Annotated in this window: 28 protein-coding genes and 1 riboswitch; of the genes, 24 read left to right on the top strand and 4 right to left on the bottom strand. The window is 33.9% G+C overall.

All coding sequences use genetic code 11. The annotated features are described in order from the left end of the window. Window positions 1-380: 380 nt before the first annotated feature. From C794_RS13775 to C794_RS13765, 3 genes are all read left to right on the top strand, one after another. Window positions 381-2,417, top strand: a complete 2,037-nt coding sequence (locus C794_RS13775; protein WP_017797730.1) for a chemotaxis protein CheA — start codon at window positions 381-383, stop codon at window positions 2,415-2,417. 12 nt (window positions 2,418-2,429) lie between these two features. Continuing rightward, window positions 2,430-2,897, top strand: a complete 468-nt coding sequence (locus C794_RS13770; protein WP_017797729.1) for a chemotaxis protein CheW — start codon at window positions 2,430-2,432, stop codon at window positions 2,895-2,897. A 333-nt stretch (window positions 2,898-3,230) separates the two neighbouring features. Further along, window positions 3,231-4,448, top strand: coding sequence for an MFS transporter (locus C794_RS13765; protein WP_017797728.1), 1,218 nt, complete (start codon window positions 3,231-3,233; stop codon window positions 4,446-4,448). A 40-nt stretch (window positions 4,449-4,488) separates the two neighbouring features. On the opposite strand, the gene C794_RS13760 is transcribed toward C794_RS13765, so the two are convergent. After that, window positions 4,489-6,147 (bottom strand): SLC13 family permease, encoded by a 1,659-nt coding sequence (locus C794_RS13760; RefSeq protein WP_017797727.1) that lies wholly within the window; start codon window positions 6,145-6,147, stop codon window positions 4,489-4,491. 181 nt (window positions 6,148-6,328) lie between these two features. Between C794_RS13760 and C794_RS13755 the strand changes: the two genes are divergently transcribed. From C794_RS13755 to C794_RS13715, 9 genes are all read left to right on the top strand, one after another. Then, a complete protein-coding gene (locus C794_RS13755) occupies window positions 6,329-6,937 on the top strand; it encodes a pyroglutamyl-peptidase I (protein WP_017797726.1) in 609 nt (202 codons plus the stop codon). After that, window positions 6,927-7,430, top strand: coding sequence for a DUF1648 domain-containing protein (locus C794_RS13750; protein WP_017797725.1), 504 nt, complete (start codon window positions 6,927-6,929; stop codon window positions 7,428-7,430). The genes C794_RS13755 and C794_RS13750 overlap by 11 nt, the downstream gene beginning before the upstream one ends. Window positions 7,431-7,465: 35 nt before the next feature. After that, the gene (locus C794_RS20190) at window positions 7,466-7,708 is read left to right on the top strand and encodes a DUF1648 domain-containing protein (RefSeq protein WP_017797724.1); all 243 of its coding nucleotides are present in this window, start codon (window positions 7,466-7,468) and stop codon (window positions 7,706-7,708) included. A 10-nt stretch (window positions 7,709-7,718) separates the two neighbouring features. Next, window positions 7,719-7,970 carry a hypothetical protein gene (locus C794_RS20185; protein ID WP_017797723.1) on the top strand — a complete coding sequence of 84 codons (252 nt, stop codon included), beginning with the start codon at window positions 7,719-7,721 and terminating at the stop codon, window positions 7,968-7,970. A gap of 87 nt (window positions 7,971-8,057) precedes the next feature. Then, the gene (locus C794_RS13735) at window positions 8,058-8,798 is read left to right on the top strand and encodes a Cof-type HAD-IIB family hydrolase (protein WP_017797722.1); all 741 of its coding nucleotides are present in this window, start codon (window positions 8,058-8,060) and stop codon (window positions 8,796-8,798) included. Between the two features lie 370 nt (window positions 8,799-9,168). Next, window positions 9,169-9,354: a cold-shock protein gene (locus C794_RS13730; RefSeq protein ID WP_017797721.1), complete on the top strand. Its 186-nt coding sequence runs from the start codon at window positions 9,169-9,171 to the stop codon at window positions 9,352-9,354. A 215-nt stretch (window positions 9,355-9,569) separates the two neighbouring features. After that, window positions 9,570-11,090, top strand: a complete 1,521-nt coding sequence (gene exaC / locus C794_RS13725) for an acetaldehyde dehydrogenase ExaC (protein ID WP_017797720.1) — start codon at window positions 9,570-9,572, stop codon at window positions 11,088-11,090. 14 nt (window positions 11,091-11,104) lie between these two features. After that, window positions 11,105-11,464: a DUF779 domain-containing protein gene (locus C794_RS13720; RefSeq protein WP_017797719.1), complete on the top strand. Its 360-nt coding sequence runs from the start codon at window positions 11,105-11,107 to the stop codon at window positions 11,462-11,464. A 147-nt stretch (window positions 11,465-11,611) separates the two neighbouring features. After that, window positions 11,612-12,055 carry an IDEAL domain-containing protein gene (locus C794_RS13715; protein WP_017797718.1) on the top strand — a complete coding sequence of 148 codons (444 nt, stop codon included), beginning with the start codon at window positions 11,612-11,614 and terminating at the stop codon, window positions 12,053-12,055. 41 nt (window positions 12,056-12,096) lie between these two features. Here the strand turns inward: C794_RS13715 and C794_RS13710 are convergent, their stop codons facing one another. Both C794_RS13710 and C794_RS13705 read right to left on the bottom strand, forming a co-directional pair. Then, the gene (locus tag C794_RS13710) at window positions 12,097-14,109 is read right to left on the bottom strand and encodes a penicillin-binding transpeptidase domain-containing protein (protein WP_017797717.1); all 2,013 of its coding nucleotides are present in this window, start codon (window positions 14,107-14,109) and stop codon (window positions 12,097-12,099) included. A 121-nt stretch (window positions 14,110-14,230) separates the two neighbouring features. Continuing rightward, on the bottom strand, window positions 14,231-15,193 hold the full coding sequence (locus C794_RS13705) for an LCP family glycopolymer transferase (protein WP_017797716.1): 963 nt from the start codon (window positions 15,191-15,193) through the stop codon (window positions 14,231-14,233). A 525-nt stretch (window positions 15,194-15,718) separates the two neighbouring features. On the opposite strand from C794_RS13705, the gene C794_RS13700 reads away from it, so the two are divergent. The 9 genes from C794_RS13700 (at window position 15,719) to C794_RS20870 (ending at window position 21,348) form a co-directional block, all read left to right on the top strand. Further along, window positions 15,719-16,303 (top strand): TasA family protein, encoded by a 585-nt coding sequence (locus C794_RS13700; protein WP_017797715.1) that lies wholly within the window; start codon window positions 15,719-15,721, stop codon window positions 16,301-16,303. Window positions 16,304-16,364: 61 nt separating this feature from the next. Next, window positions 16,365-16,925 (top strand): TasA family protein, encoded by a 561-nt coding sequence (locus C794_RS13695; protein ID WP_017797714.1) that lies wholly within the window; start codon window positions 16,365-16,367, stop codon window positions 16,923-16,925. 499 nt (window positions 16,926-17,424) lie between these two features. Next, window positions 17,425-18,204 carry an amyloid fiber anchoring/assembly protein TapA gene (gene tapA, locus C794_RS13690; RefSeq protein ID WP_230199349.1) on the top strand — a complete coding sequence of 260 codons (780 nt, stop codon included), beginning with the start codon at window positions 17,425-17,427 and terminating at the stop codon, window positions 18,202-18,204. Continuing rightward, complete coding sequence (gene sipW, locus C794_RS13685) at window positions 18,201-18,794, top strand: signal peptidase I SipW (protein WP_017797712.1); 594 nt, start codon at window positions 18,201-18,203, stop codon at window positions 18,792-18,794. Before tapA ends, sipW begins: the two co-directional genes overlap by 4 nt. Before the next feature lie 30 nt (window positions 18,795-18,824). After that, a complete protein-coding gene (locus C794_RS13680) occupies window positions 18,825-19,484 on the top strand; it encodes a TasA family protein (protein ID WP_017797711.1) in 660 nt (219 codons plus the stop codon). A 114-nt stretch (window positions 19,485-19,598) separates the two neighbouring features. Further along, a riboswitch (cyclic di-GMP riboswitch) is annotated at window positions 19,599-19,683 on the top strand. A 22-nt stretch (window positions 19,684-19,705) separates the two neighbouring features. Beyond that, window positions 19,706-19,834 carry an anti-repressor SinI family protein gene (locus C794_RS20490; RefSeq protein WP_017797710.1) on the top strand — a complete coding sequence of 43 codons (129 nt, stop codon included), beginning with the start codon at window positions 19,706-19,708 and terminating at the stop codon, window positions 19,832-19,834. A 78-nt stretch (window positions 19,835-19,912) separates the two neighbouring features. Continuing rightward, window positions 19,913-20,239, top strand: a complete 327-nt coding sequence (locus C794_RS13670; RefSeq protein WP_017797709.1) for a helix-turn-helix domain-containing protein — start codon at window positions 19,913-19,915, stop codon at window positions 20,237-20,239. 345 nt (window positions 20,240-20,584) lie between these two features. Continuing rightward, a complete protein-coding gene (locus C794_RS13665; protein WP_017797708.1) occupies window positions 20,585-21,070 on the top strand; it encodes a VanZ family protein in 486 nt (161 codons plus the stop codon). Between the two features lie 122 nt (window positions 21,071-21,192). Further along, window positions 21,193-21,348 carry a hypothetical protein gene (locus tag C794_RS20870; protein ID WP_017797707.1) on the top strand — a complete coding sequence of 52 codons (156 nt, stop codon included), beginning with the start codon at window positions 21,193-21,195 and terminating at the stop codon, window positions 21,346-21,348. 52 nt (window positions 21,349-21,400) lie between these two features. Here the strand turns inward: C794_RS20870 and C794_RS13655 are convergent, their stop codons facing one another. Next, the gene (locus C794_RS13655) at window positions 21,401-22,051 is read right to left on the bottom strand and encodes a YigZ family protein (RefSeq protein WP_017797706.1); all 651 of its coding nucleotides are present in this window, start codon (window positions 22,049-22,051) and stop codon (window positions 21,401-21,403) included. A 154-nt stretch (window positions 22,052-22,205) separates the two neighbouring features. Between C794_RS13655 and C794_RS13650 the strand changes: the two genes are divergently transcribed. The 3 genes from C794_RS13650 to C794_RS13640 all read left to right on the top strand — a co-directional run bounded on the left by C794_RS13650 (window position 22,206) and on the right by C794_RS13640 (window position 25,113). Continuing rightward, window positions 22,206-23,345, top strand: coding sequence for a sensor histidine kinase (locus C794_RS13650; protein WP_017797705.1), 1,140 nt, complete (start codon window positions 22,206-22,208; stop codon window positions 23,343-23,345). 105 nt (window positions 23,346-23,450) lie between these two features. Continuing rightward, complete coding sequence (locus C794_RS13645) at window positions 23,451-24,143, top strand: response regulator (RefSeq protein ID WP_017797704.1); 693 nt, start codon at window positions 23,451-23,453, stop codon at window positions 24,141-24,143. Window positions 24,144-24,273: 130 nt separating this feature from the next. Further along, window positions 24,274-25,113 carry a DegV family protein gene (locus C794_RS13640; protein WP_017797703.1) on the top strand — a complete coding sequence of 280 codons (840 nt, stop codon included), beginning with the start codon at window positions 24,274-24,276 and terminating at the stop codon, window positions 25,111-25,113. The last annotated feature ends 34 nt before the right edge of the window (window positions 25,114-25,147 follow it).

Here is a 25,147-nt window from a genome sequence, read left to right as displayed (position 1 = left end):
GAAGTGCCGATATAAATACTAGGGAAATAGTTCTAATAAATTCCATACATAATTATATGAGGCAATTCAATTTCTTAATTGCTAAGTTTCATTCAAAAAACGAATATTTTAGTAATAGTTGTATGATAATGTTCGAAGTATAAGAATAACTTGGCTTTGATTGTAATGAAAGACGGCGACTCCTACTCAGAATAGCTAGCTGAATATCAACTTGAAAAGTGTTCTTCTTTTCAAGTTAGCTAAAAACTGGAACCTGCGGAAAAGCATCCGTCTAATGAAAATCAAAACAGCATGACATTCGGATTTCACATAAAAATCTTATTATGAAATTGATTCATATAAAAAGAATAGAATGAAAAAGAGGAAAGGATACATGACCTATGGAGACAGAGCAATACTTAGATATGTTTTTAGATGAAAGCAGAGAACACCTTCAAATAATTAATGATAATATCTTACAGTTAGAAAAAGAACCCGAAGATATTAGTATCGTCAATGAAATATTTCGATCTGCCCATACGTTAAAAGGAATGTCAGCTACAATGGGATTTGAGGATATCGCTTCCTTAACCCATAAGATGGAAAATGTATTAGATTTAATCCGTAATCATCAGTTAACTGTCAATTCTGAGATCATAGATAGCATTATCGTAGGAATAGAGTATTTGGAAGAAATGGTTCAGTCTATTAGTGAAGGTAATGATGGAAAAAAAGATGTTACTACCCTTTTATCACGATTAGAACAAATCGAAAAAGGTGAGGTTGCAGCGACAACGGAAACGATAATTATACCTGACCAACAAGTAAATACAGTAGATGTAGAAAAATTGGATTTAGATGAATTTCAATTAACCATTTTAAAACAAGCGAAAGAACAAGGATTTGAACCATATCAAATATCAGTAGAATTAAGTGATGAATGTATTCTTAAAGGTGCGAGAGCCTATATGGTGTTTGAAGCTTTAGAAAGTCATGGAGAGATTATTCAAACTACACCAACAGTTGAAGAAATTGAAGACGGAAACTTCGGACAATCATTTCAATTAACATTGCTAACAGGTGATTCATCAAATACCATTAAAGAAATTATTGAAAAGGTATCTGAAGTGAAAGAAGCAAATATACAACTTCTTTCTAAAACATTGGGTTCAGTCGAGAGTGAAAAAGAAAGTATTAAAAAAGACAATGAAGCAGTAGATATTCAACCTGCAGTTGTGAAGAAAGAAGAGAATTCAAAAAACAAATCAGAAAAAAGAACATCCTCTTCTCGAACAATTCGTGTTAATTTAGAAAAAATCGATGATTTATTAAATTTATTTGAAGAAGTGGTAATAGATCGCAGCCGATTAGAAGTAATATCAGAAACAATAGATGATATAGATTTAAAGGAAACTGTCGAACATATGAGTAGAGTTTCGTCAGACATGCAATCTCTTATTTTGGCTATGCGCATGGTTCCGATTGAACAAGTATTCAATCGTTTTCCACGTATGATTAGAGGGTTATCCAAAGATCTAAATAAACAAATTTCATTAGAAATAATCGGTGCAGATACTGAATTAGACCGTACTGTTATTGATGAAATCGGCGATCCTTTAGTGCATCTGATACGCAATTCAGTCGATCATGGTATTGAGATACCAGAAGAACGTAGAAAACATGGTAAACCGGAAGAAGGTAAACTCGTTCTACGTGCTTTCCATAGCGGAAACCATGTTTTTATAGAAATAGAGGATGACGGAGCAGGTATAAATCGAGATAAGGTGCAGTCTAAAGCGATTGAAAATGGATTAATAACAGAACAAGAAGCAGAATTATTAACCGATGACCAAATAGCTGCATTTATAATGTCATCTGGATTTAGTACAGCCGATAAGGTATCGGATATCTCAGGACGCGGAGTAGGACTTGATGTCGTAAAAAGTAAAATTGAATCTCTAGGGGGTCAAGTCTCCATTGAAACGAACGCGGGGCAAGGCAGTATATTTTCCATTCAGCTACCTTTAACATTATCAATAATTGCTACTTTACTTGTTTCTGTTCAAAAAGAAACATATGCTGTACCACTTTCTTCCATCATAGAAACAGTTGTTTTACCGAAGAATAAAATAATGCTTGCACACGGAAAAGAAGTAATGGATTTTAGAGGTAAAGTCATTCCAATTGTATCGTTAGCTTCTATATTCAATGTTCCGGCAATGGAAAAGAAACCAGATCAACAAAATTATGCAATTGTTGTTGTGAAAAAAGGGGAAAAACTGACGGGACTTATCGTTGACGCTTTCATTGGACAAAAAGAAGTCGTGTTAAAATCATTAGGAAATTACCTAGGCGAAGTTTTTGCCATTTCAGGAGCAACAATACTAGGGGATGGTGAAGTAGCGTTAATTATTGATCCCAATGCATTAGTCAAGTAAGGAGGAAACAAGATGGTAGAGTCTAAGAAATATATACTGTTCAAACTACAAGAGCAAATATTTGCAGTAAATGTTCAACAAATTATATCAATTGAAAGAATGCAGACAATAACTGAAGTTCCACGTACATCCGAGTTTATAAAAGGCGTGACTAAACTACGAGGAGAAACTACTCCTGTTATTGATTTAAGAGAAAGATTACTACTAAATCAGTTAGAAGAGACAGATAATACAAGAATACTAGTCGTACATGTAAATGAGATGCAAATTGGAATGGTAGTGGATGCTGCTACAGAAGTAATCGATATTGAGGAAGAAATGATAGAAGAACCTCCAAAGTTAGTTGGAAAAGTTCGCGATACCTTCTTAAAAGGAGTAGCAAAAGTTGATAAACGTTTATTATTAATTCTTCAATTAGAACAAATTATTAACTTTGAAGAAACTAATGAACTAATAGAAGTATTGGAAGAAGAAATTTAATTGATTTTTAACATATATAGCTTCTAGAAGGATTCAAAAATCCGCTAGAAGCTTTTTTATTTCCCAGGAAATATGTAAATTACTCGATTATATTGTCCATATGTGTAGAAGAGAATCCTTCTTAGAATACGTATCGAGCATGTAAATCAGCAGAGATTGAACAGTTCAAGCCATTAAGGTTAAGAGAAAGAGGATAGGTAGGGATAAATTCCACATAAATAATGATGTACATTTTGTAGGGAAATAAGGAAAAATCCTCTGAATGTGTCTCACTTAATGTGTTATAGTAATTATTGGAAGTAACAGAATTTTTATACAAAGAAGGTCATACATATGAAGAAAGACAATAAATATGGAGTGAAGGACGCTTTTTTTTGGAGAATATCATTTGCTTTAGCACTAGGTTCCTTTTTTATTTTTGCTAGTCTCTATGCCGTACAACCTTTATCGAGTGTCTTTGTACAGGAATTTCAGATATCCGTGTCTCAATCAACATTAACTATATCTATGAATATCGTTGGTCTGATTATTGGATTAATTATTTTTGGTTTTATTTCCGATCGAATTGGTAGAACCGTATTTATTAAATTATCCTTAATAGGTACTGCTATTCCATTCTTATTAATACCTATGGTTGATTATTTTATATTAATTATTACGCTTCGTTTTGTGCAAGGATTTCTGCTTGCTGGTTTACCAGCTGCAGCACTTGCTTATATTAGTGAAGAAATAGATCGGCGAAGTGCTAGTATAGCGACTGCTCTCTATATATCTAGTAACGCACTAGGAGGTATGGTTGGAAGAGTATTAACAGGTTCACTAGCTGCTGAGTTCTCATGGGAAATAGGATTTTATGTATTAGCCGCATTAGGTATTTTTATTTTTATACTTATGACTCTATTATTACCGAAATCAAAATTTTTTCATCCTAGTAAAGTCAGTATAGGTAAAGATTTACAGGGAATGTTATATCATTTAAAGGATCCATCCATGATTGTCGTCTTTGGACTAGGTGTTGTATTGCAGTATGCTTTTACTTCCATTTGGACATTTTTACCTTTCCATCTTGAGTCAGATACTTTCTCAATGTCACTACAAGGGATTTCTAACACATTCTACGCATATGGTTTAGGAATTATCGGTGCACCAATGGCAGGATGGTTAGCTAGTAGACTTGGGTTACCGAATGTTCAAATAGGAGGGATTGTAGTATTATGTCTTGGAACTGCACTTACTTTTAGTACATCAGTGTCAGTTATTGTAATAGGACTATGTATCATTTGTTTAGGTTTCTTCACTACACATTCTTTAACTGCAGCTTCTGTTACAGAGAGAGCCACGCATCATAAAGGAAGTGCATCTAGTTTATATCTAGTGTCTTATTATATTGGCGTAACATTAGGAAGTTCTGCAGGACCTTTATGGAATATGTTTGGATGGAACGGCATTGTTACGGTAGCATTAATGTTACCTCTTATTTACATTCTGTTGAAGCGATATGTGCAATTTCGGGTTGATAAAAAGCGCGAAAATAAAGAAACTGCTATATAAAAGATGATCGAAAATGTTTCTCGACCACCTTTTATATGTATTATTCTATATAGGCAGGAATTTCATTTATATCTATTCCTAGAGCCATTGGTACAAGGAAATATACGGTTAAAGTTACGAGTAAAATTCCAAGAATATTAAGTGCGAAACCAGCTTTTGCCATATCTGGTATTCGTAAATACCCAGATCCAAATACAACTGCATTTGGTGGTGTGGCAACTGGCAACATAAATGCACAAGATGCTGCTAGAGCTGCAGCAATCATAAGAATAAACGGATGAACCCCAACTGCGACTGCTAGCGCTGCCATAATTGGAAACATCATTGTAGCTGTTGCTGTATTAGACGTAATTTCAGTTAAGAAGACTACAAGCGCTGCAATAGATAGAATAATAATAATTGGAGCGACATTTTCTAAGCCAGCAAGTTGTTCACCAATCCAATCAGATAGTCCCGAAGCTGTAAAGCCTGCAGCAATAGCTAAACCCCCGCCAAATAGTAAGAGGATCCCCCATGGTAGTTTTATAGCGCTTTCCCAATTCATAAGAAAATCACCTTTTTTATTCTTGGCAGGTATTAAGAATAGAACTAAAGCTGCCGTGACTGCGATAATTGCGTCATTAATATTCTCGCTCACATAAGGACCTAATAAAAATTCACGAGAAATCCATGCTATAGCAGCTAAGATAAATACGACAAATACGGCTTTTTCTTCATATGAAGCATTTCCAAGCTTTTTCTTTTCTTCTTTGATTATCTTTGCGCCACCAGGAATTTGAGTAACTTCCATTTTGAAAGCTATTTTTGATAGGTAGAACCATGTCAGAAATATAAATATCCATGCAAAAGGCACACCGAACATCATCCAAGATGCAAAAGAAATCTCTATACCATACATCGTATTAATTGTACCTGCAAAAATAACATTTGGTGGAGTACCAATTAATGTAGCCATTCCACCGATCGAAGCTGAATACGCAATACCTAACATGAGAGATTTACCAAATGAAAAGTTCTCTGGACTTGTATCAAATCCACCTTGTTCCTTTAATGTATCAGAAACCTGATAAATTATTGCTAATCCGATAGGTACCATCATCATGGCAGTAGCTGTATTGGAAATAAACATCGATAAAAATCCTGTAGCTACCATGAATCCTAAAATAATTCGATCTGTATTCGTTCCAATAACGGATATAATACTAATGGCGATTCTTCTATGTAAATTCCAACGTTCCATTGCAAGTGCAATGACAAATCCTCCCATGAATAAGAAAATTGTATCGCTTCCATATGCAGATGTTGTTGCACCAATGTCTAATCCATTTGTGAGTGGAAAAAGGATTATTGGTAACAATGCGGTTGCAGGAATTGGAATAGCTTCTGTCATCCACCAAATTGCTATCCATATGGTACTTGCAAGTACTGCTTGCCCTTCACTGCTTAGCCCTTCTGGCGAAAAGAATAATAGCGTTAATATAAATGAAATCGGTCCAAGAAATAATCCGATTAATTGTGCCTTGTTATATTGACGTTTATTTCCCCCATCATCCCCGTTATTATTATTCGTTGTGGATGATGGAGTAGTCCCATTTTTTTTATTCTTCTCGATAACTTCGCTTGGTTTAACAAATAAACGAAAAAGATCTTTTACTTGATCGTGTTTCTCCCACATCCAATGCCACGTCAGCTGTAACATAAAAACTCCCCCTTTTTTCAGACTTATTCAAATTATACATGCATATAAAAAAACACACAACAAAAATTGGTTGCGTTTACATCCTAGATAAGTTCAAATTACCGTCATAATTATACTTTAAATTGTCGAAATTAATCCATTATTTTGATAGAATAATAGAAAGTGGGGAAGGGACGATGTCATGAAAAAAGTATTGTTAACTGGATTTGAACCTTTTTTAGATAATCTAATTAATCCAACCGAAGATATTGTTCAAGCTTTACATCAAGAAAATTTAAATGGGTGGGAAATTATAGGCGAAGTAATCCCTGTAGATTTTCATTTAGCTGGAGAACATTTGGTGGAGAATATACATAAAGTACAACCCAGTGCAATAATATCATTAGGATTAGCTGCTGGACGTAATCGAATAACTCCAGAGAGAATAGCAATTAATTGTAATGAAGGTCCTAAAGATAATCAAGGGTATAAACCCGATGGAGAAAAGATCATAGATGATGGGCCAGATGGTTATTTTAGTACGTTACCGATTAAAACGATGGTGAAAGAACTAGAAAATAACGGTATACCTGCAAAAATATCTAATACCGCAGGAGCTTATGTATGTAATCATGTGATGTATCGTGCATTACATGAAATTCAGCAAAAAAAGCTAGATATTCCTTCAGGATTTATTCACATACCTGCATCTCATAAGCTAGCACTAACAAATGCTGTCCCGAGTTTTGCGCAAAAGGATCTTCAGCGTGCTGTAGAAATATGTATTGGATGTTTAGATTATGCAAACTAATCCAATTATTAAAATTCCTCCTACGAAATTTGAAGTTATTATGCATATCATAACCTACCTTGGACTTTTGGTGATGTTTATTTATATTGGAACACAATATTCTAGACTACCTGGAGAAATACCTGCTCATTATAATTCTAGCGGGGAGATTACACGAATGGATTCAAAAGTATTAATATGGATCCTACCAGTAATTTCAGCTCTAATAATTATTCCTATTTCTTTCATATGTAAAGTACCTTATATGTTTAATTATCCACTTAAGGTTACAGAAAAAAATGCAGAAGGGGTGTACAAAGAAGGAAGATTAATGGTGTGTACTATGAATGTGCTCATCGTTATTTTGTTTTTTGTATTGGAGATAAATATAATTTATGATGCTTTGAATCCAGGTAATCAAATGTCTAATCTGTGGATAAACATACTTCTAATTTCTATTTTTATCCACCTTTTTTATTTCATTATCCGTATGAGGAGACATAAACTGGATTAAGAAGTAAACTATACTAGGATATAGGAGAGAATTAAATGAAAACAAATCCTATTATAGAAGTACCTGCAACACGATTAGAAAGAGGAATACATATCATCACTTATACGTTTCTAGGACTACTATATCTTTTTGTTACTTTACAATATAGTTCTCTACCAGATCAGATTCCTGCACATTATAATTTTAACGGAGAAATTACAAGAACAATGTCAAAAGGAGGAATGGATATTTCCAATAATCACTACTATCTTTTCTTTCGTTTTTTCTTTTATGTGTAAGATACCATACATGAGTAACTATCCAGTAAAAGTAACAGAGGAAAATGCAGAACCTGTTTATAAAGAAGGAAGATTAATGTTAGCTACATTAGGTTTATTTTTAGTTCTGTTTATGAGTTCAACTGTATGGCAAACTATAAATGACGCGCAACATGAACAAATTGTATCTGAGACACCATGGCTAATTAAAGGATTAATGATCGGCATACTCATTCATATTATTTATTTTTTCATAAGAATACGCAAGCATAAACTAGATTAAAGTAAAGTATTGTATTGGAATTCCATATAACAATTACCGTATACTATAGAATATAGATGAAGTTGAAGCATAAAGGAGTTTGTATGAATGTCAGATAAACAACGAGTGAAACTAATTGCATTAGATATGGATGGAACATTATTAACCCCGGAACATGAAGTCTCTGAACGAAATAAAAAAGCAATTCAGAATGCAATGGAGCAAGGAATCGATGTAATATTAAGTACGGGAAGAAGTTGGGATACGTGTTTTCCATTTGCAGAAGAATTAGGATTGACTTCTTACCTTATTACTGCAAATGGGGGACAGATTTGGACTGTAGAAAAAGAATTATTACAAGAACATTTACTTAAAACGGAAACAGTTGAAAAAATGTATTTGCTTGCTAGAGAAAAAAATATGCATTGTTGGATGATTTCGACTGAAAAAGTTTTTAGAGGGCATGCTCCAGATAACTTGTATGACCACCAATGGTTAAAATTCGGATGTGCTTCTGAAGATAAGAATAAATTGGATCAAATGATAAAAGAATTATCCTATAATGAAGAATTGGAATTAACCAATTCATTACCTACAAATATAGAGATAAATCCAAAAGGTGTTAGTAAAGCACAAGCATTAAAATTCTTATGTGAGAAGATAGGAATTACGATGGATAATGTGATGGCAGTTGGCGATAGCTTAAATGATATTAAGATGATTCAAGAATCAGGTGTTGGAGTAGCTATGGGAAATGCCCAGGTAGCTATAAAGAAAGTTGCTAACTATACAACAGATACGAATGAAGAAGATGGTGTAGGAAAAGCGATCGAAAAATATGCGTTATAGGAAAAGATGAACTGGAATAAAAGATGTAATTAAAAAAATTAATAAGTAAATGAAAAGGAATTTCGTCTCATTGTTAGAGCCGGATTCCTTTATTCATATATTAATAATAAGTGAGTAAATTTCATAATTGCTAAATTTTCTTTTAAGAAATAAAAAAATATAGAAAATGATAGGGTTAGTTGGGGTTATCATAATGATAATTGTATCTAGTTATGTATATTATTTCCATTGTTACATAGACTATAATAAAGACCTTCTACTATCTGCATTGTTATAGTTTTTAGTAATTAAATTTTCTTCTCATTAATGCCCTTACCTTTATGCAAAATAAAGCGTATAATAGAAGATGGAGAAGAAAGGAGATGCTTTAATGTCTTTTTCAAGAGGACCGAAAGAACCGGTGCAAGAGGTTGAAACGAATGTGTGGTCATGTATGAGTGGGGATTGTCAAGGTTGGATGAGAGAGTCGTTTAGTTTTGAAGAAGAACCGACATGTCCGCTATGTAATTCATCAATGGAAAAAGAAGTTCGTGTAATTCCTGAAATGAAAAAGTAGTATCTCTATTAAGTACACACATCTTTATAATTTTATTAGTAAGGACCCCCTCCTTGGAAGGAGAAGGGTCTTTTTTACGTTCTGGAGATGTATTTATTGATAATATATTGAATTATTGGAAAAGTGTGTGGATATCTGATATACTTTTCTTAGTAAAACAACAAAGATAATCACACAATAAATGTAATCGCTTACATTAAAAGGAGGAAACTATTTTGAGGTATGCAAATCCAAATACACAAGATGCAATCGTAAATTTTGAAAAAAGGTATGATAACTTTATTGGTGGTAAGTATCAACCTCCAATAAACGGTAATTACTTCGAAAATGTTAGTCCTGTAACTGGTGAAGTGTTCTGTGAAATAGCACGCTCAACAAAAGAAGATGTAGATGCTGCAGTGAATGCAGCTCATGCGGCTAAAGACTCTTGGGGGAAAACATCGGTTGCAGAAAGAGCTGTAATACTAAATAAGATTGCAGACAGAATAGAAGATAATTTAGAGAAGCTTGCAGTTGCCGAAACCTGGGATAATGGGAAAGCGGTACGTGAAACACTTGCTGCAGATATTCCCTTAGCTGTTGATCATTTTAGATACTTTGCGGGTGTTATAAGAGCGCAAGAAGGTACTTTAAGTCAAATCGACGATGACACGGTAGCTTACCATTTTCATGAACCATTAGGAGTTGTTGGTCAGATTATACCGTGGAACTTTCCTATCTTAATGGCAACGTGGAAGTTAGCACCTGCGCTCGCTGCAGGAAATTGTGTAGTACTAAAACCAGCAGAACAAACACCTGCTTCTATTCATGTATTGCTTGATTTAATTAGGGATCTACTTCCAGATGGAGTAGTAAATGTGGTCAATGGATTTGGTGTAGAGGCGGGTAAACCATTGGCATCGAATAGTCGTATTTCAAAAATCGCATTTACTGGTGAAACAACCACGGGAAGATTAATTATGCAATATGCCTCTGAAAATATAATTCCTGTTACATTAGAATTGGGGGGCAAGTCACCAAACATTTTCTTTGAAGATGTGATGGATAAAGATGATGCATTTGTAGATAAGGCAATTGAAGGATTGGTGATGTTTGCCTTGAACCAAGGGGAAGTATGTACCTGTCCATCTCGCGCTTTGGTACATGAATCTATTTATGAGCGATTTATGGAAAAAGCAATCGAACGAGTAAATAAAATAAAGATAGGTCATCCATTAGATACGGATACGATGATGGGAGCACAAGCATCTCAGGAACAAATGGAAAAAATAAAATCTTATCTTGATATTGGAAAACAAGAAGGAGCAGAAGTTCTGACTGGTGGCAATGTGAATGCTTTAGAAGGTGAACTAGCTGCAGGTTACTATGTGGAACCCACTATATTTAAAGGCAATAATCAGATGCGTGTTTTCCAAGAAGAGATATTTGGTCCAGTTTTATCTGTTACGACATTTAAGGATAAAGATGAAGCAATGGAAGTTGCTAACGACACTTTATACGGTTTAGGTGCAGGTATATGGACAAGGGATATTAATACTGCTTACAGATTCGGGAGAGGTATTGAAGCTGGACGTGTTTGGACCAATTGTTATCACCAATATCCTGCACACGCTGCTTTTGGCGGATATAAAAAATCAGGAATTGGTCGCGAAAATCATCTCATGATGCTTGGTCATTACCAACAAACAAAAAATTTACTCATTAGTTATGGTGAAGGAACAGCTGGATTATTCTAGAAGGAGTGTGCATAATGGTTGAACGTGTAACTACGACGAAAGAAGCCGAACAGCTAATGAAAAAACTGATGGATATACATGGACCATTAATGTTTCATCAATCTGGAGGATGCTGTGATGGAAGTTCTCCGATGTGTTACCCCAAGGGCGAATTGCGTACGGGTGAATCGGATATTTTACTAGGACACTTACTAGGTGATATACCTTTCTATATTTCCTTAGACCAATATGAGTATTGGAAGCATACACAGTTAATTATTGATGTAATAGATGGAAGAGGCGGTATGTTTTCTTTAGAGGGTCCGGAAGGAAAGAGATTTTTAACTAGATCCAGAGTTTTTACAGAAGAAGAGAAATCTGAACTTCAAATATAGTCAGAAGTCGTCAAATTTCTATTGTGATTTGACGACTTCTGAAATAATTGTTAGTTAGAAATACCCTTGAAATTCAACTTAAAGTCGTGTAAAATGAATTAACTGAAAATTTAGATTGATGATAAGATACTATGGGAGGTGGAACAGGTGGTTACAGTTAAAATGTTAAAGCCATACTATGTAAAGACAGAAGAAAAGTTTGTCCGAATTATCTTGGCGTATCAATATTTCTCGGTAATGATGAATAAGAAAGTGTATCAATTCATTCCTGTTGAGGCAAATGAGATTAGAATAGACCGGAAAACAAAGCGGATCGTCAATACGGATGCTGTCTTTGCCTTCCAAAATGGAAAAGATATTATTACTATTTCTATGTCTCAACTGATATCTATTCCTGAATTTTTAGAGCAGTTACACGGAATTGCGGAATCCTATTACTTAACCGAAGAATCAACCTCTATAACCGATCATCAAAAAGAAGTCCATCGTATTATAAAAGAATTGGAAATAAATAATATTAAACGATTAATTGACAAAGCATTAGATCAACATGATTATGACATGTTTATAAAATTAACTAGTCTACTGTAAAAAGAACTCCACCATTGTTTTGGTGGAGTTCTTTTAGATCGTTATTCATATAGCTTGATAAAGATATCAGTAGCTACTTCTACAGCAGGTGGTCTGTCATGGTTTTTGGTTCCTTCCATCATTAAAGATAGTAAAATATCTTGTTCTTCAGTTGGATATCCAACAAACCAACTATTCTCGTCACCGCTATCTTCGCTAGTAAGCTTAAGCTCAGCTGTGCCTGTTTTACCTGAAATAGGGAAATCAGCTTCTTGGGCAGCTTTACCGGTACCTTCTGTTACCACTTTACGAAGAGAATCTGTAATGTTATTAGCTTGTTCTTCTGTTATTAAGTTTTCTTTCCATACCTGACTTTTTTCTTCATTGACTAATAAGGTAGGTTTGAGCATATTACCTTTATTAAGAAATGTTGTATACGTAGATGCAAGATGAATAGCACTCATTTCAAGTTCACCTTGACCATAACTTGAGTTCGCTAATAAAACTTCATCATTTAAATCGCCGCTTGACGATATTGTTGAATCAGGAACGGGATATTCATAAGGAAATTCTTCACCAACTCCAAATGATTGAAGCCCATCAACATAAGCATCTGAACCCATTTCTACTGCTTTCATCGCGAAGAAAATATTATCAGATCTAATTAATGCATCATCTATATCTACAGGACCGTTAGAGGTAGATACACGAGTAACTTCATAATCACCCCAGTTTTCGCCATTACTCCAAGTCAATCCGTTAATCTCGATTCCTTCACCGTAAGCGATGGATCCATTATCTAATCCTATAGCAGCAGTTACGGGTTTAATCACAGACCCAGGAGCGAAAGTCGCAGAAAATCGATTTAATACAGGATTAAGCTCGTTTTCTTCCAAAGCACCCCAGAAATTTTCAGAAGTTCCATATAACGCTTCATTAGGATCAAAGGATGGGCTACTTACTAATGCCATTGTCTCTCCAGTGGACGGATTTATTGCTGTAGCATTACCAGGGTTACCATCAAATTGATCAAATATTTTTTCTTGTATATTGATATCAATCGTGAGTTGAACATTTTCTCCATGTTCTACAGGTTTTTCTGCTATTAGAACATCATCCTGTCCTTCTTGTTCTACATAAATAGTAGCACCTTTTTTACCACGCAATTTTTCTTCATAAAGACTTTCCAGGCCGCGTGATCCAATCTTATCATTTGCACTGTATTCACCCGGATCTAATTCTTCAAGATCTTCTGCATTTACATTTCGTATATACCCAACTAGATGTGCGCTAGCTTCTTCCCCTGGATAAATTCTTCCAGTGATTTCTCGATAAGTTACACCATCAATAGCCATTAAGTCTTGGAATAGCTCATTTTTGTCTGTCATAATACTTGCCAATGGAACGAACACATCCTCCGTTACCCAGGAGGCATTCAATGTTTCATTAACACTCTCAACAGAAAGACCAAGTAAATCAGCTACTTTCTCTTTGTTTGCTTCAGCGTTTTCTCCAAGTTCACCAGGAACAACCCCAATTTGATATAATTCTCCATTCATTGCTAATGGGATATTGTTGCGATCTAATATCTCCCCGCGCTTAGGAGGAGTTGAAGAAATACCCAGATCTCCACCATCCGCTAATTCAGAAAAAATAAAACCAGGATTCCAATCGATATACCAATTTTCCTCGTCTTCTTCACCAAGGAGTTTTAAATTTGCTTCATAATCAAATTCAATCGGTCCAGCTAGTGTTTCCATTGAAACATGAAAAGGTACAGAAGCTGATTTTTCTTCAAAAGCAGTGTCTAAAGCATCTTCACTTAATGATTCTACTTCAAATGATAAATCGGTTACATTTAAATCAGCATATATATTTTTTGTACGTAACGTTGAATCCTCCTCTGAATAAGTATCTTTAGCTTCAGGTGTTAAATAATCATACAAGCCTTCATAATTTTCTTCTTCCATCTTACTTGTAAAATCTTCTAGCCTATCATTTGGAGCAACTTGATCATCGGAACATGCTGCTAATAAAATGACCATTACCCCAAACATTAATAATCTCTTAAACATAATTAGACCCCCATAAAATCTGTTCGTTTTTAAGTATAGCATTTTTTTAAAGTAAGTATATGAATCTCTCTCTTACGAATAGAAAAAGTCACACTGCTCGCTGAACAGGTGACCTTTTATGTTATTGTTGCTGCATATGCCCAGTGATTTCAGAATTAATTCGATTAATCTCTTCATCGCTGACAATATAATACCAAATGCCGTTTATAGTTTCACCATGTCCTTCTATTTCCATTGTAGTGATATTATTACGTGCTCCTGCGTAATTGGTTAATAGCGTTTGTAATTTATCCATATCAAGATCTGTTTGTACATTATTTCCTAAAATATCTAAGATTTCTCCGGCCTTCGTAATGCTAGAGAAGCTTGCTGCTTCATTCATAGCAGCTTGAATTACTTGGCGTTGACGATCATTTCTTCCTAAATCACCACGATTATCCTGCTTTCGCATACGAATATATTCTAATGCTTCTTGACCGTCAAGTGTGATTTGCCCTTCTTGGAAGCTATAACCACTGCTACTAAATGCTTGAGCATTATTAACTGTTACACCACCAACTGCATCAATTCCTTGTTGGAAACCTTCCATATTAACACGGATATAGGAATGAATGGATAGATTAAAAGTTTCTTCCACTGTTTGCACAGATAAGTCAGGTCCACCGATATCATCTATAATACCGAACGGATATGCATGATTAATTTTGTCCATTCCTCTTCCTGGAATATTCACATAAGTATCACGCGGTATACTGAGCATTATCATTTTATCGGTATTTGGATTAATGGAGAGTAGTATCATTGTGTCTGATCTACCCAAATCTCCATCTCTTTCATCTACACCTAACAATAGAATATTAACCGCATCTTTTTCTTTATATAATTGATTAATTTCTTTTTGTCTGTCAGGATCACTATCACGTGTTAATGGACTATGCATAGTGTCGACAACTGCACCAACTTGATTATAAATTAAGAAGATTCCACCGCTAATTAATAACAAAAGTACTAATAAAATTCCTCCAACCCAAAACGGCCATTTTTTACGTTTTTTATGGTGCTTTCTCTCAGTTCTAGAAGCCACTATTATTCCCCGCTATCTTTATCGTATATTTCGACAATTTAAGACTTTCGTATGATATTAAACCTAAAAGAATATCAAATCTTGCATAAATTATATCGGAAATAAAAGAGAGCGTCTATAGGAAAAGTCAATTTATTTTAATATTAGCTATATTAATTAAACAAAATATAGTCAATATTAGTGTTTGAATGTTGTTCTTTATAAAGAATTTAAAGTTTAATAAACTACATAAAATTGAGTAAAAAGAAGTAAACAAAAGATAATTGTTCTTTATATAGAATAAATGGCAGAATTTACTCCTTTTCTTATTCAAGGGAAGTGAATATACTTAGGTTAATCGTTCTTTATAAAGAACTTAAAAAATCTTATTGCGAACGAATTAGGTAAAATTACATAGGGAGGGGGCAAATCGCTGTGGTCATGTTAGCATGGACCCGTTAAAAAGGACTTATTTTAATTATAGCAATCGTAGTAAAAGGAAAAAAGAAAACAGCGAAATTAAATGATGAATTGGAGGAAAAGAACATGAAATTAAAGAAAAAATTAGGTATGGGTGTTGCAACTGCAATATTAGGTTTAGGACTAATTGGTGGAGGAACGTTTGCATATTTTAGTGATACAGCAGAAGCAACAGCAAACTTTACAGCTGGTACCTTAGATTTAAGCGTTCACCCGGAAGTAATTGTTGATGTAGATAACTTAAAACCAGGCGATTACATGATAGAAACTTTTAAACTAAAAAACGATGGTTCATTACCTATAAAAGAAGTGTTGCTAGATACAGAATATGAAGTAATTGATGCAGATGGTAACAATACTGGGGATTTTGGTGAGCATATAAAAGTTGATTTCTTATATAATGCAAACCAACTTGATAATGTTATTTATTCCACCACACTTAAGGATCTAGAAACAATGTCGCCAGAAGCAATCAAAGAATTAAGACTACTATTTTGGACTAAACCTGGTTTAGAAGTTGGCAAGACACACAATTTTGTAGTCAAATTTACTTTTGAAGATAACGGAGAAGACCAAAATGAATTCCAAGGCGATTCTCTACAGCTTAAATGGTTGTTTAATGCAAAACAAACTGAAGGGGAACGACGTTAATACATCTAGGGGAGGGCTAACCTCCCTTCTCTTTTAATTTATAGATTAGGGAGGTTTGACAATGAAGCAATACAAGCAAAAACTTTTAATTGGTGTCACTGCAGGAATGATTGGAATGGGATTTGTAGGTGGTGGGACGTTTGCCTTTTTTAGTGATACGGAAACCACTCAAAATTCATTTGTCTCAGGAACACTGGATTTAGAATTACAATCACCAGATAAATCAGGTGAACTCGATATATCCTTAGAAGATATAAAACCTGGGGATAAGGAAACATATTTTATTAATCTGCATAATGCAGGATCGCTTACGTTTAGAGATGTGCTTCTAACTTCTTCTTATTCTATTAATGATAAAAATAAAGATAATAATAAAGCTAATTTTGCAGATCATATTTTAGTCAAAATAACTAATAAAGACTCAGATGAAGTTTTATCTGAGTATATTCCAATAAGTGAATTAAAAGATGTGATTCTCACCGAAGGCCAAGTGTCTGAATCTACAACACAACTACAATTTGATTTCTGGTTTAAAGACAATGGTGGCGATCAAAATATGTTTCAAGGTGATGAATTGAAATTCGACCTAATCTTCCATGCAAGTCAAGAGGAAGCAGAGTAAAGTGGTATTTATTTAGATAAGTAATAAACCAGGGTGTATAAATAAGATGAGACTCCCAGTGCATTAGTACACGGGATCTCATCTCTAACCGTGGTAAAAAGGTTATTTTTGCTTCTTTATCTATATATGAGTCAATTCATAATAGCTAAGTTTTCTTTTAATTAATTAAGTGATATATATAATTACGTTCGAATTATAGTAAAACTTGTCTTTGGTTGTAATGAAAGACGGCGACTCCTGCTCAGAATAACGAGTTGAGGATCCACTTGAAAAGAGTTCTTCTTTTCAAAATAGCTAAAAAACCTAAAAAATGTTCGCCTGTAATGAAAATCAAAACAGCGAAATTCGCATCTCACACAAAATATCTTATTTTAAAATTGATTTATATATCAGTTTCTAATACATATTTGTTGTTTAGTATACTTTGATTTACTAATTATTCCGGTTAATAATTAATAAACCAAAGTAATAGCTAATCAGGGGAGGGGTTAACTTGCGTATGAAGCGAGTTCGTAAGTTTAAATCAAAGAAGAAAAGTATATTTATACTTAAATTAGTTGGCATATTATACGTAGCAATTGCCTGTTTATCTATGATTACTACAACTGGAACAGCCTCGTTTTTTTCAGAGAGAAATCAAGATGGGTATGTGCGAGCGGGAGTTTGGTGGGATGGAAGTGAACTTGTATTCACTGAAAAAGGAACTGATCCAATTACTAGTTGTGGTGTGCAAACTCTCCAGGCGAAAGTGAAAAATATTGGAAAAGATATGAAACAGTCAACTACTTATGAAGTGTATTTTAGTAAAAACGGTGATCCAGCAAAGGGAGAAAAAATAAGTACAAAAGAATTAGCCCCTCTTAAATCTGGAAAACAAGCTACATTAAAATTTGATGTTGCTAAAAATGGTTCTTATCAATTTCGAGTACTCCAACATCCTGAATTTAAAAATGACGGAAAACAGCATGATGAATGGAGTAAAAAGATTTTGATTAAGTGTAAATCCAACAAGCAAGAAAAAGAAGATACAGCTGAGAATGAAAATCAAAAAGAAGAGAAAGTAGAGAACGGTAGCAAAGAGAACAATAATGTGGAAAAGAATACGAAGGGTAATGTTGATAATACAGAAGAACAAAAGTTAGAAGAAAATTCAAATAATAATGATCAAGCTGAAATTGAAGATATAGAAACTGTACCTGAAACGAATATAGAGGATGAAGAAAAAGTAGAACAATCAGAAGCTGAAAAAACGGGTGAAAGCGAGGAGAGCAATCAATGAGAATAACAAAAAAAAAGCTACTAAAATGGGGAAGTAATCTAATATCATTTGTACTTTTCTTTGGATTAGTTGCGATGGCAACTATTGTTATTACAACGAAAGCAAGTGGCGGAGAACCAGAATTATTTGGTTATCAGTTCAAGACTGTATTATCTGGTTCCATGGAGCCGGATATTCAAACAGGATCTGTCATTGCTGTAGAAACTGGTGGGGATACGACTCGTTTTCAAGAAGGTGATGTCATCACATTTATGGAAGAGGATTCAAAACTTGTCACTCACCGGGTTACAGAAGTATTGAACAATGGAGAACACATCATGTACCAAACAAAAGGAGATAACAATAACGCAGCAGATGTTAATCCTGTTTTTGCAGAAAATGTTATCGCTGAATATACAGGTTTTACAATACCGTATTTAGGATATCTCGTAAGCTTCGCACAAACGCAAAATGGAGCTTTTCTGTTGCTAATACCAGGTGTATTGCTTTTGGGGTATGCTGTGATTACCATTTGGCAGGGATTACGTGAATTAGAAAGACATCAGAAAGCATTGCACGATAATAAAGAAGATAAACAAATCGCCACATGATTGTATGAACATATAAGTAGAGGTGAAGAAATGAAGAAAATTTTACTGCTTATTGTCTGTCTTGGTATTACCGTATCGTTAATATTTCCCTATCATTCTCATGCTGATACTGATAATTCAAATGCGCACGAAATTGAATTATCCATAACACCTGATGACTTCCTATTTAATATTGAAAATATGAAACCTGGTGATTGGGCACCAAGAACGCTAACGATTAATAACTCAGGGAGTAGCGAATTTGAATATCAAATGTCTGTCGAAAATAATGGTAATGATAAGTTGTTTAATGAGCTTTTGTTATTAATTGAAGATGTTGATCAGAACAAATTATATGATGGAAAGATTTCTGAGTTTTCTTCAATACCTTCAAGATATTTAGATGCAGAAAATCATGAAGATTTACACATCACAGTAACTTTTCCTGAACATTTAGGTAATGAGTTTCAAGGTGTATCTAGCTCTTTTTCATTTATCTTCTATGCAGAAGGAGACACCATTCAAGGAAATAAAGACAACGATGTGGCTGAAGTTTCGGGCTTAGTTGATAACGATAATGGAGATTCCAATAATCAATTGCTCCCAAACACGGCTACTTCCATATTCTCAATATTACTATTAGGACTTTTGATTGTATCTGTTGGATTGTTCGTAGTAATTTGGCAAAAATACAAGTCTATTCCTAAATAAATTCATTTATCATAAATATGATTTTCCCTTGCAAAACTAGTGTTTATATGACAAAACAAGTCAAACAAACAAGCAAGATATTATAGTATGATAGTCTTATAATCAAACGAAATACTCAGAAAAAGGCAAACCTATTGAAAAGTAGGGACGCAAAGTCACAGATCTAAGGTGTTTTTACTAAGATGGCTGGACTATCTGGATGTAAGGTAGGGGACTGAATTGTGGATAAAACATTACATTCTGTTAAGGTTGATCAAGAGTGGGTACGTTTAATTAAACAAGCGAAAGAATTGGGACTTACAATTGAAGAAATAAGACAGTTCATAATGATTACGGGACAAAAGTTATAATTTGTATCAACAACGTACGCAATATAGAACTATTCGCTGCAGTTATGTTATAATTTGCAGTGAAAGTAGGTGATGAGCTTGATCGGCAAGAAAATAAAACAACTTCGCCAAGAAAGAAGAATGTCCATTTCCGAATTAGCAGAAAGAGCAGGAGTCGCTAAATCATATCTAAGTTCGATTGAGCGTAACCTTCAATCTAATCCTTCTATTCAATTTATTGAAAAAATCAGTAATGTGTTAGGCGTTAGTGTAAATGAAATAATCTTAGAAGATAATAATGAGGAAGTTGACCTTGATGAAGAATGGATGCAAATAGTTCAAGAAGCGATGAAATCTGGGGTATCAAAAGAGCAATTTAAAGAATACCTTGAATTTAATAAATGGCGTCAAAAAAAAAATCATTAGTATGTTAAGTTTTACAATCTTAACAGGCTAATGATTTTTAGATACGATGTACATATGATGTGGCAATTATATTGAAATTGTATATACTAGATACGAGTAATATTTCTGTAGAAGTTTATCTAAAGGGTTGTTCAAAATGTCCGGAAAATGACACATCTCAGAGGGACCTTCTGCTAAAATCGCCCATGTCCTGTGGGCAACGCAGCAATCACCACATCCTGTGGAAGTTCGTTGGCTTTCTTTTTTAGTTCTTCACGTATTTTCAGGTACTCAAAGCTATGCCGCCTCGATCTTCTCGGTCCTTTCCATCCTCTTTTTTGAACACACAAAAAGGAAGTATTTGTAATGCGCTTAAAATTATTATATTGGCTATTACCAATTATGTGGATGTTAGTAATTTTTATTTCATCTGCTACGCCATATGAGAACCAAGATGTAAAACCTTTATTAAGTGGGTTAGACTTACGATTTTTATCTCCATATTTATCTTGGATTGAATTTACGTATCATTCATCTATTGTAAGTGTAAAAACATTGGGAATAGAGGGTTTTATTGAATTCTTTATAAGAAAGAGTGCTCATGTCGGCGTATTTTTTGTATTAACATGTTTATTTTTCATATCTTTTATAAAGAACACGCAATGGAAGAGAAGTAAAATATATATTTGGTCTATTACTCTTACTGCTCTATATGCTGTTGCTGATGAACTTCATCAGGGAATTACTCCAAATCGAACTCCATATGTCGGAGATGTAATCTTAGATATATTGGGAGGAAGTCTAGCATTAATTGTAATTGCTATGATTTTTCAGATTACAAAAAAAGTATAGACATGTTTGAAAAAATTGTATAAAATTACGATTAGCTACAATAAATTTCATCATAAGACAAAATCCGACTACATGATTAACGGAATATAAAATTATATTCTAGTAAAAGGCGGTAGAGTTAAATGAAAGAGCAAGAACAGTATCAGAATATTCTTCAACGAATGATTCATGATACCGAAAATCAAAAGATATGCTCTTCTGAAGAGTTAATTAAGCAGCTTGTTGAAGAGTTATCAATGAATCCAAACTTAAAAAAGTATATACACACTGCAAGATAGTAAAAAAGCCTACAAACGTATTTTGATTTACGTTCGTAGGCTTTTCTCATAGTCAGGAAGCAGTATCTTCCACATCAATCTCCATATATTTTGTATCTCGTAATTCAATTATTGCTTGGTCATTTGTTATATCAGTAATCCAAGAAAGAAGTTGAGATTCTTCTCCTTGTTTAACAAATACAATAAACTCCACATTTTCCAGATAACGAATATCATCCAATATAAATTCGGTAGACTGTCTTAATTCATTCTCTAATTTACCGAGTAAAGTATATTCAACCTTTACAGAGATACCTTGCATTAGTTGACGTTTTACAATTCCGGTAGTTTTGATTGCTTGAGAAGTAGTACTTCCATAAGCACGAATTAGACCACCAGCTCCTAATTTTATCCCTCCAAAATAACGAGTTATTACTACTGCGGTGTCTTTTAAGCCCTTTTTCTTTAGTACCTCTAATATCGGGACTCCAGCTGTTCCACTAGGCTCACCATCATCATTTGCTTTTTGAATGTGATCATTTTCTCCAATCATATATGCCGAACAGTTATGTGTTGCATTATAATGTTTTTTTTTAATTTCTTGAATAAATTCTTGCGCTTCCTCTTCTGTTTCCACACGTTTGACATATCCAATAAATCGAGATTTTTGAATAGTTATTTCATCCATTCCTTGTTGTTTTACGGTATAATAAGTATTTAACATCTTGATTTTCTCACCTCAAACTTACATTATAGTAGATAGATCACTTTATGAGTATAAGGATGGGATAAATAATATCTTTTGAAATATTCTTAATCTGACCCTTACAAACAGAGAGACGTTACGAATAATTATAACATAGGTTGGTGGATGTATTATGGCAATAAAAATAAGTGATAAAGCTTTGGATTATGTGGTTAATGAAATGGTTGATGTAGTTGAAAACAGTAAAGATGAAATTTTTAATATAAGTGAAGAAGCCAGAAAAGAGCATGAACATTTAGTTCGAGAGCTTAAATTAACCAAAGAAAAAGTTTTACGCCATATTCAAAATGGTGACCAACTGGAAGAAAGAGTTCGATTTTCTCGTAAGCGATTAGCTGAAGTCAGTAAATATTTTGAAAAATATTCCGAAGATGAAATTCGAGAAGTTTATGAAAATACACATTTAATGCAAACGAAACTTGCTATTCTTAGACAAGAAGAGAAATCGCTGAGGGAAAAAAGAGATGAACTTGAACGAAGGTTAATTGGGTTATCACATACTATCAACCGAGCTGAAAATTTAGCAGGTAAAATTGCTGTTATTTTAAATTATTTACAGGATGATTTTCGTCAAGTTAATGAAATGATCGAAAACGCCAAAGAAAAGCAAGAATTTGGCTTGAAGATAATTGAAGCGCAAGAAGAAGAGCGAAGGAAGCTATCAAGAGAGATTCATGATGGTCCTGCACAAATGCTAGCGAATATGTTACTTCGATCAGAAATACTAGAGAGAACAATAAAAAAAGGAACACATGAGCAAGCAATTGAGGAGATTCGTAGTGTTCGTACAATGGTTCGATCTTCATTATATGAAGTTAGAAGAATCATTTACGACCTTCGTCCAATGGCACTAGACGATTTAGGACTTATACCTACGATTAGAAAATATGTAGAAAGTATTTCAGAATATCATTCAATCACAATAAACTTTAATGTTATTGGCGAAGAAAAACGATTGAACCAAAAGTATGAAATTGCTCTGTTTCGATTGATGCAAGAATCGATTCAAAATGCGATTAAACATAGTGAAGCTGCATTAATTCAAGTTAAATTAGAGATTCGTAGAGAAGATTTAACATTGATAGTGAAAGATGAAGGAAAAGGTTTTGATCAAAATGAAAAAAATGACAAATCCTTTGGTCTTATTGGGATGAGAGAAAGAGTAGAGATGCTTGAGGGAGAATTAAATATAAAATCTACAATAGGAAAAGGAACATCTATAATAATTAAAGTTCCATATTCGCCAAGTTAAGTATATAATAGAAGAATAGATAGAAGAAATAGAATTATTATTTACTGTCATTTCGTGTAGGGAACTATAAAAAGAATTACTATCATCGGGAGGGAGTTTTTCCAAATGATTACAGAGAAAGAAGTAAGAATTGTATTAATTGATGATCATAAGTTGTTTCGAGAAGGTGTAAAAAGAATACTAGATTTTGAACCGTCATTTGAAGTAGTAGCTGAGGGTGATGATGGTTCTATGGCATCTAAGCTTGTAAAAGAAAACGCGCCAGATGTTGTACTTATGGATATTAATATGCCTGAGATTAATGGGGTTCAGGCTACTGCAGATTTAGTAAGATACTTTCCGAATTCAAAGGTTATTATTTTATCGATTCATGATGACGAAAGTTATGTTACGCACGCATTAAAAACTGGAGCTCAAGGATACTTATTGAAAGAGATGGATTCAGATGCTTTAATTGATGCAATTAAAGTAGTAAGCGAGGGTGGATCATACTTACATCCGCGTGTTACACATAATTTAGTAAAAGAATATCGACGCTTGGCTAAAGAAAATTCTTCCAGTATTGCGGATAAAGGAATTGAATATCGAAAGCCGTTACACTTACTTACAAAAAGAGAATGTCAAGTACTGCAATTGCTAGCTGACGGAAAGAGTAATCGAGCAGTAGCAGAGACACTATATATTAGTGAAAAAACAGTAAAAAACCATGTAAGTAATATTCTACAAAAAATGAACGTTAATGATCGAACACAAGCTGTAGTATCTGCTATCCGTAAAGGATGGGTAGAAGTAATTTAACAAGGGAAATAAAAATGCCTTGGTGTACATCACCAAGGCATTATTTCTGTTGTTGAAAGGTCGATTTTTTGTAGGAATTCATGTAAAATAAAATAACTACAGTTAAAACCTATTAAGGAGAAGGATAGTCATGAAGATAGCTGTCATGTCAGATAGTACGGCTTATATCTCGAGGGAAGATAGAGAAAAATATAATATACATATGGTACCACTAAGCGTTATTTTTGATGACGCTTCATATCAAGAAGAAATTGATATAACGACAGAAGAATTCTATAAAAAAATGAAAATAACAAAAGAACTTCCAAGTACTTCCCAACCTTCCATTGGCTATGTAACCAAGAAGCTTGAATCATTAGCAGAGGATTTCGATGCAGTTATTTCTATTCATTTATCTAGTGGAATTAGTGGCACTTATCAAACTGTCACAAGTGCAGGGGAAATGGTTGAAGGGATCAAAGTAATTACCTTTGATTCAGAAATAAGTTGTATGGTTCAAGGATTTTATGCCATAGAGGCTGCTAAATTAGCAAAAGAAGGAAAATCAGTGAATGAAATTATAGATCGTTTATATGAAATGAAGCAATCTGTACGTGCTTACTTTATGGTAGATGATTTAACAAATTTACAACGTGGAGGAAGGCTATCAGGTGCACAAGCGTTAATTGGAAGTCTGTTGCAAGTAAAGCCAGTTCTTCATTTCCAGGACAAGCTAATTGTTCCTTTTGAAAAAATTCGAACTAGAAAGAAAGCTATTCATCGTATTATGGGAATGCTAGATGATGATGCTGAAAGCAATGATTTACGAGTTGTGTTTATCCATGGAAATGATGAAGCGTCTGCAATACAATTAGAACGACAATTTAAAGAAAAATATCCAAATGCAGAAACTTCTATTAGTTATTTTGGTCCTGTAATCGGTACTCACCTTGGAGAAGGTGCAGTAGGTGTTGGATGGTATAAAAAATAATACTGAATTCGTGCTGTATGTATGCTAATATACA

The sequence above is a fragment of the Oceanobacillus kimchii X50 genome, from assembly GCF_000340475.1.
Taxonomy (GTDB): Bacteria; Bacillota; Bacilli; order Bacillales; family Amphibacillaceae; genus Oceanobacillus; species Oceanobacillus kimchii.
This window is presented reverse-complemented; position numbering and strand designations above follow the sequence as displayed.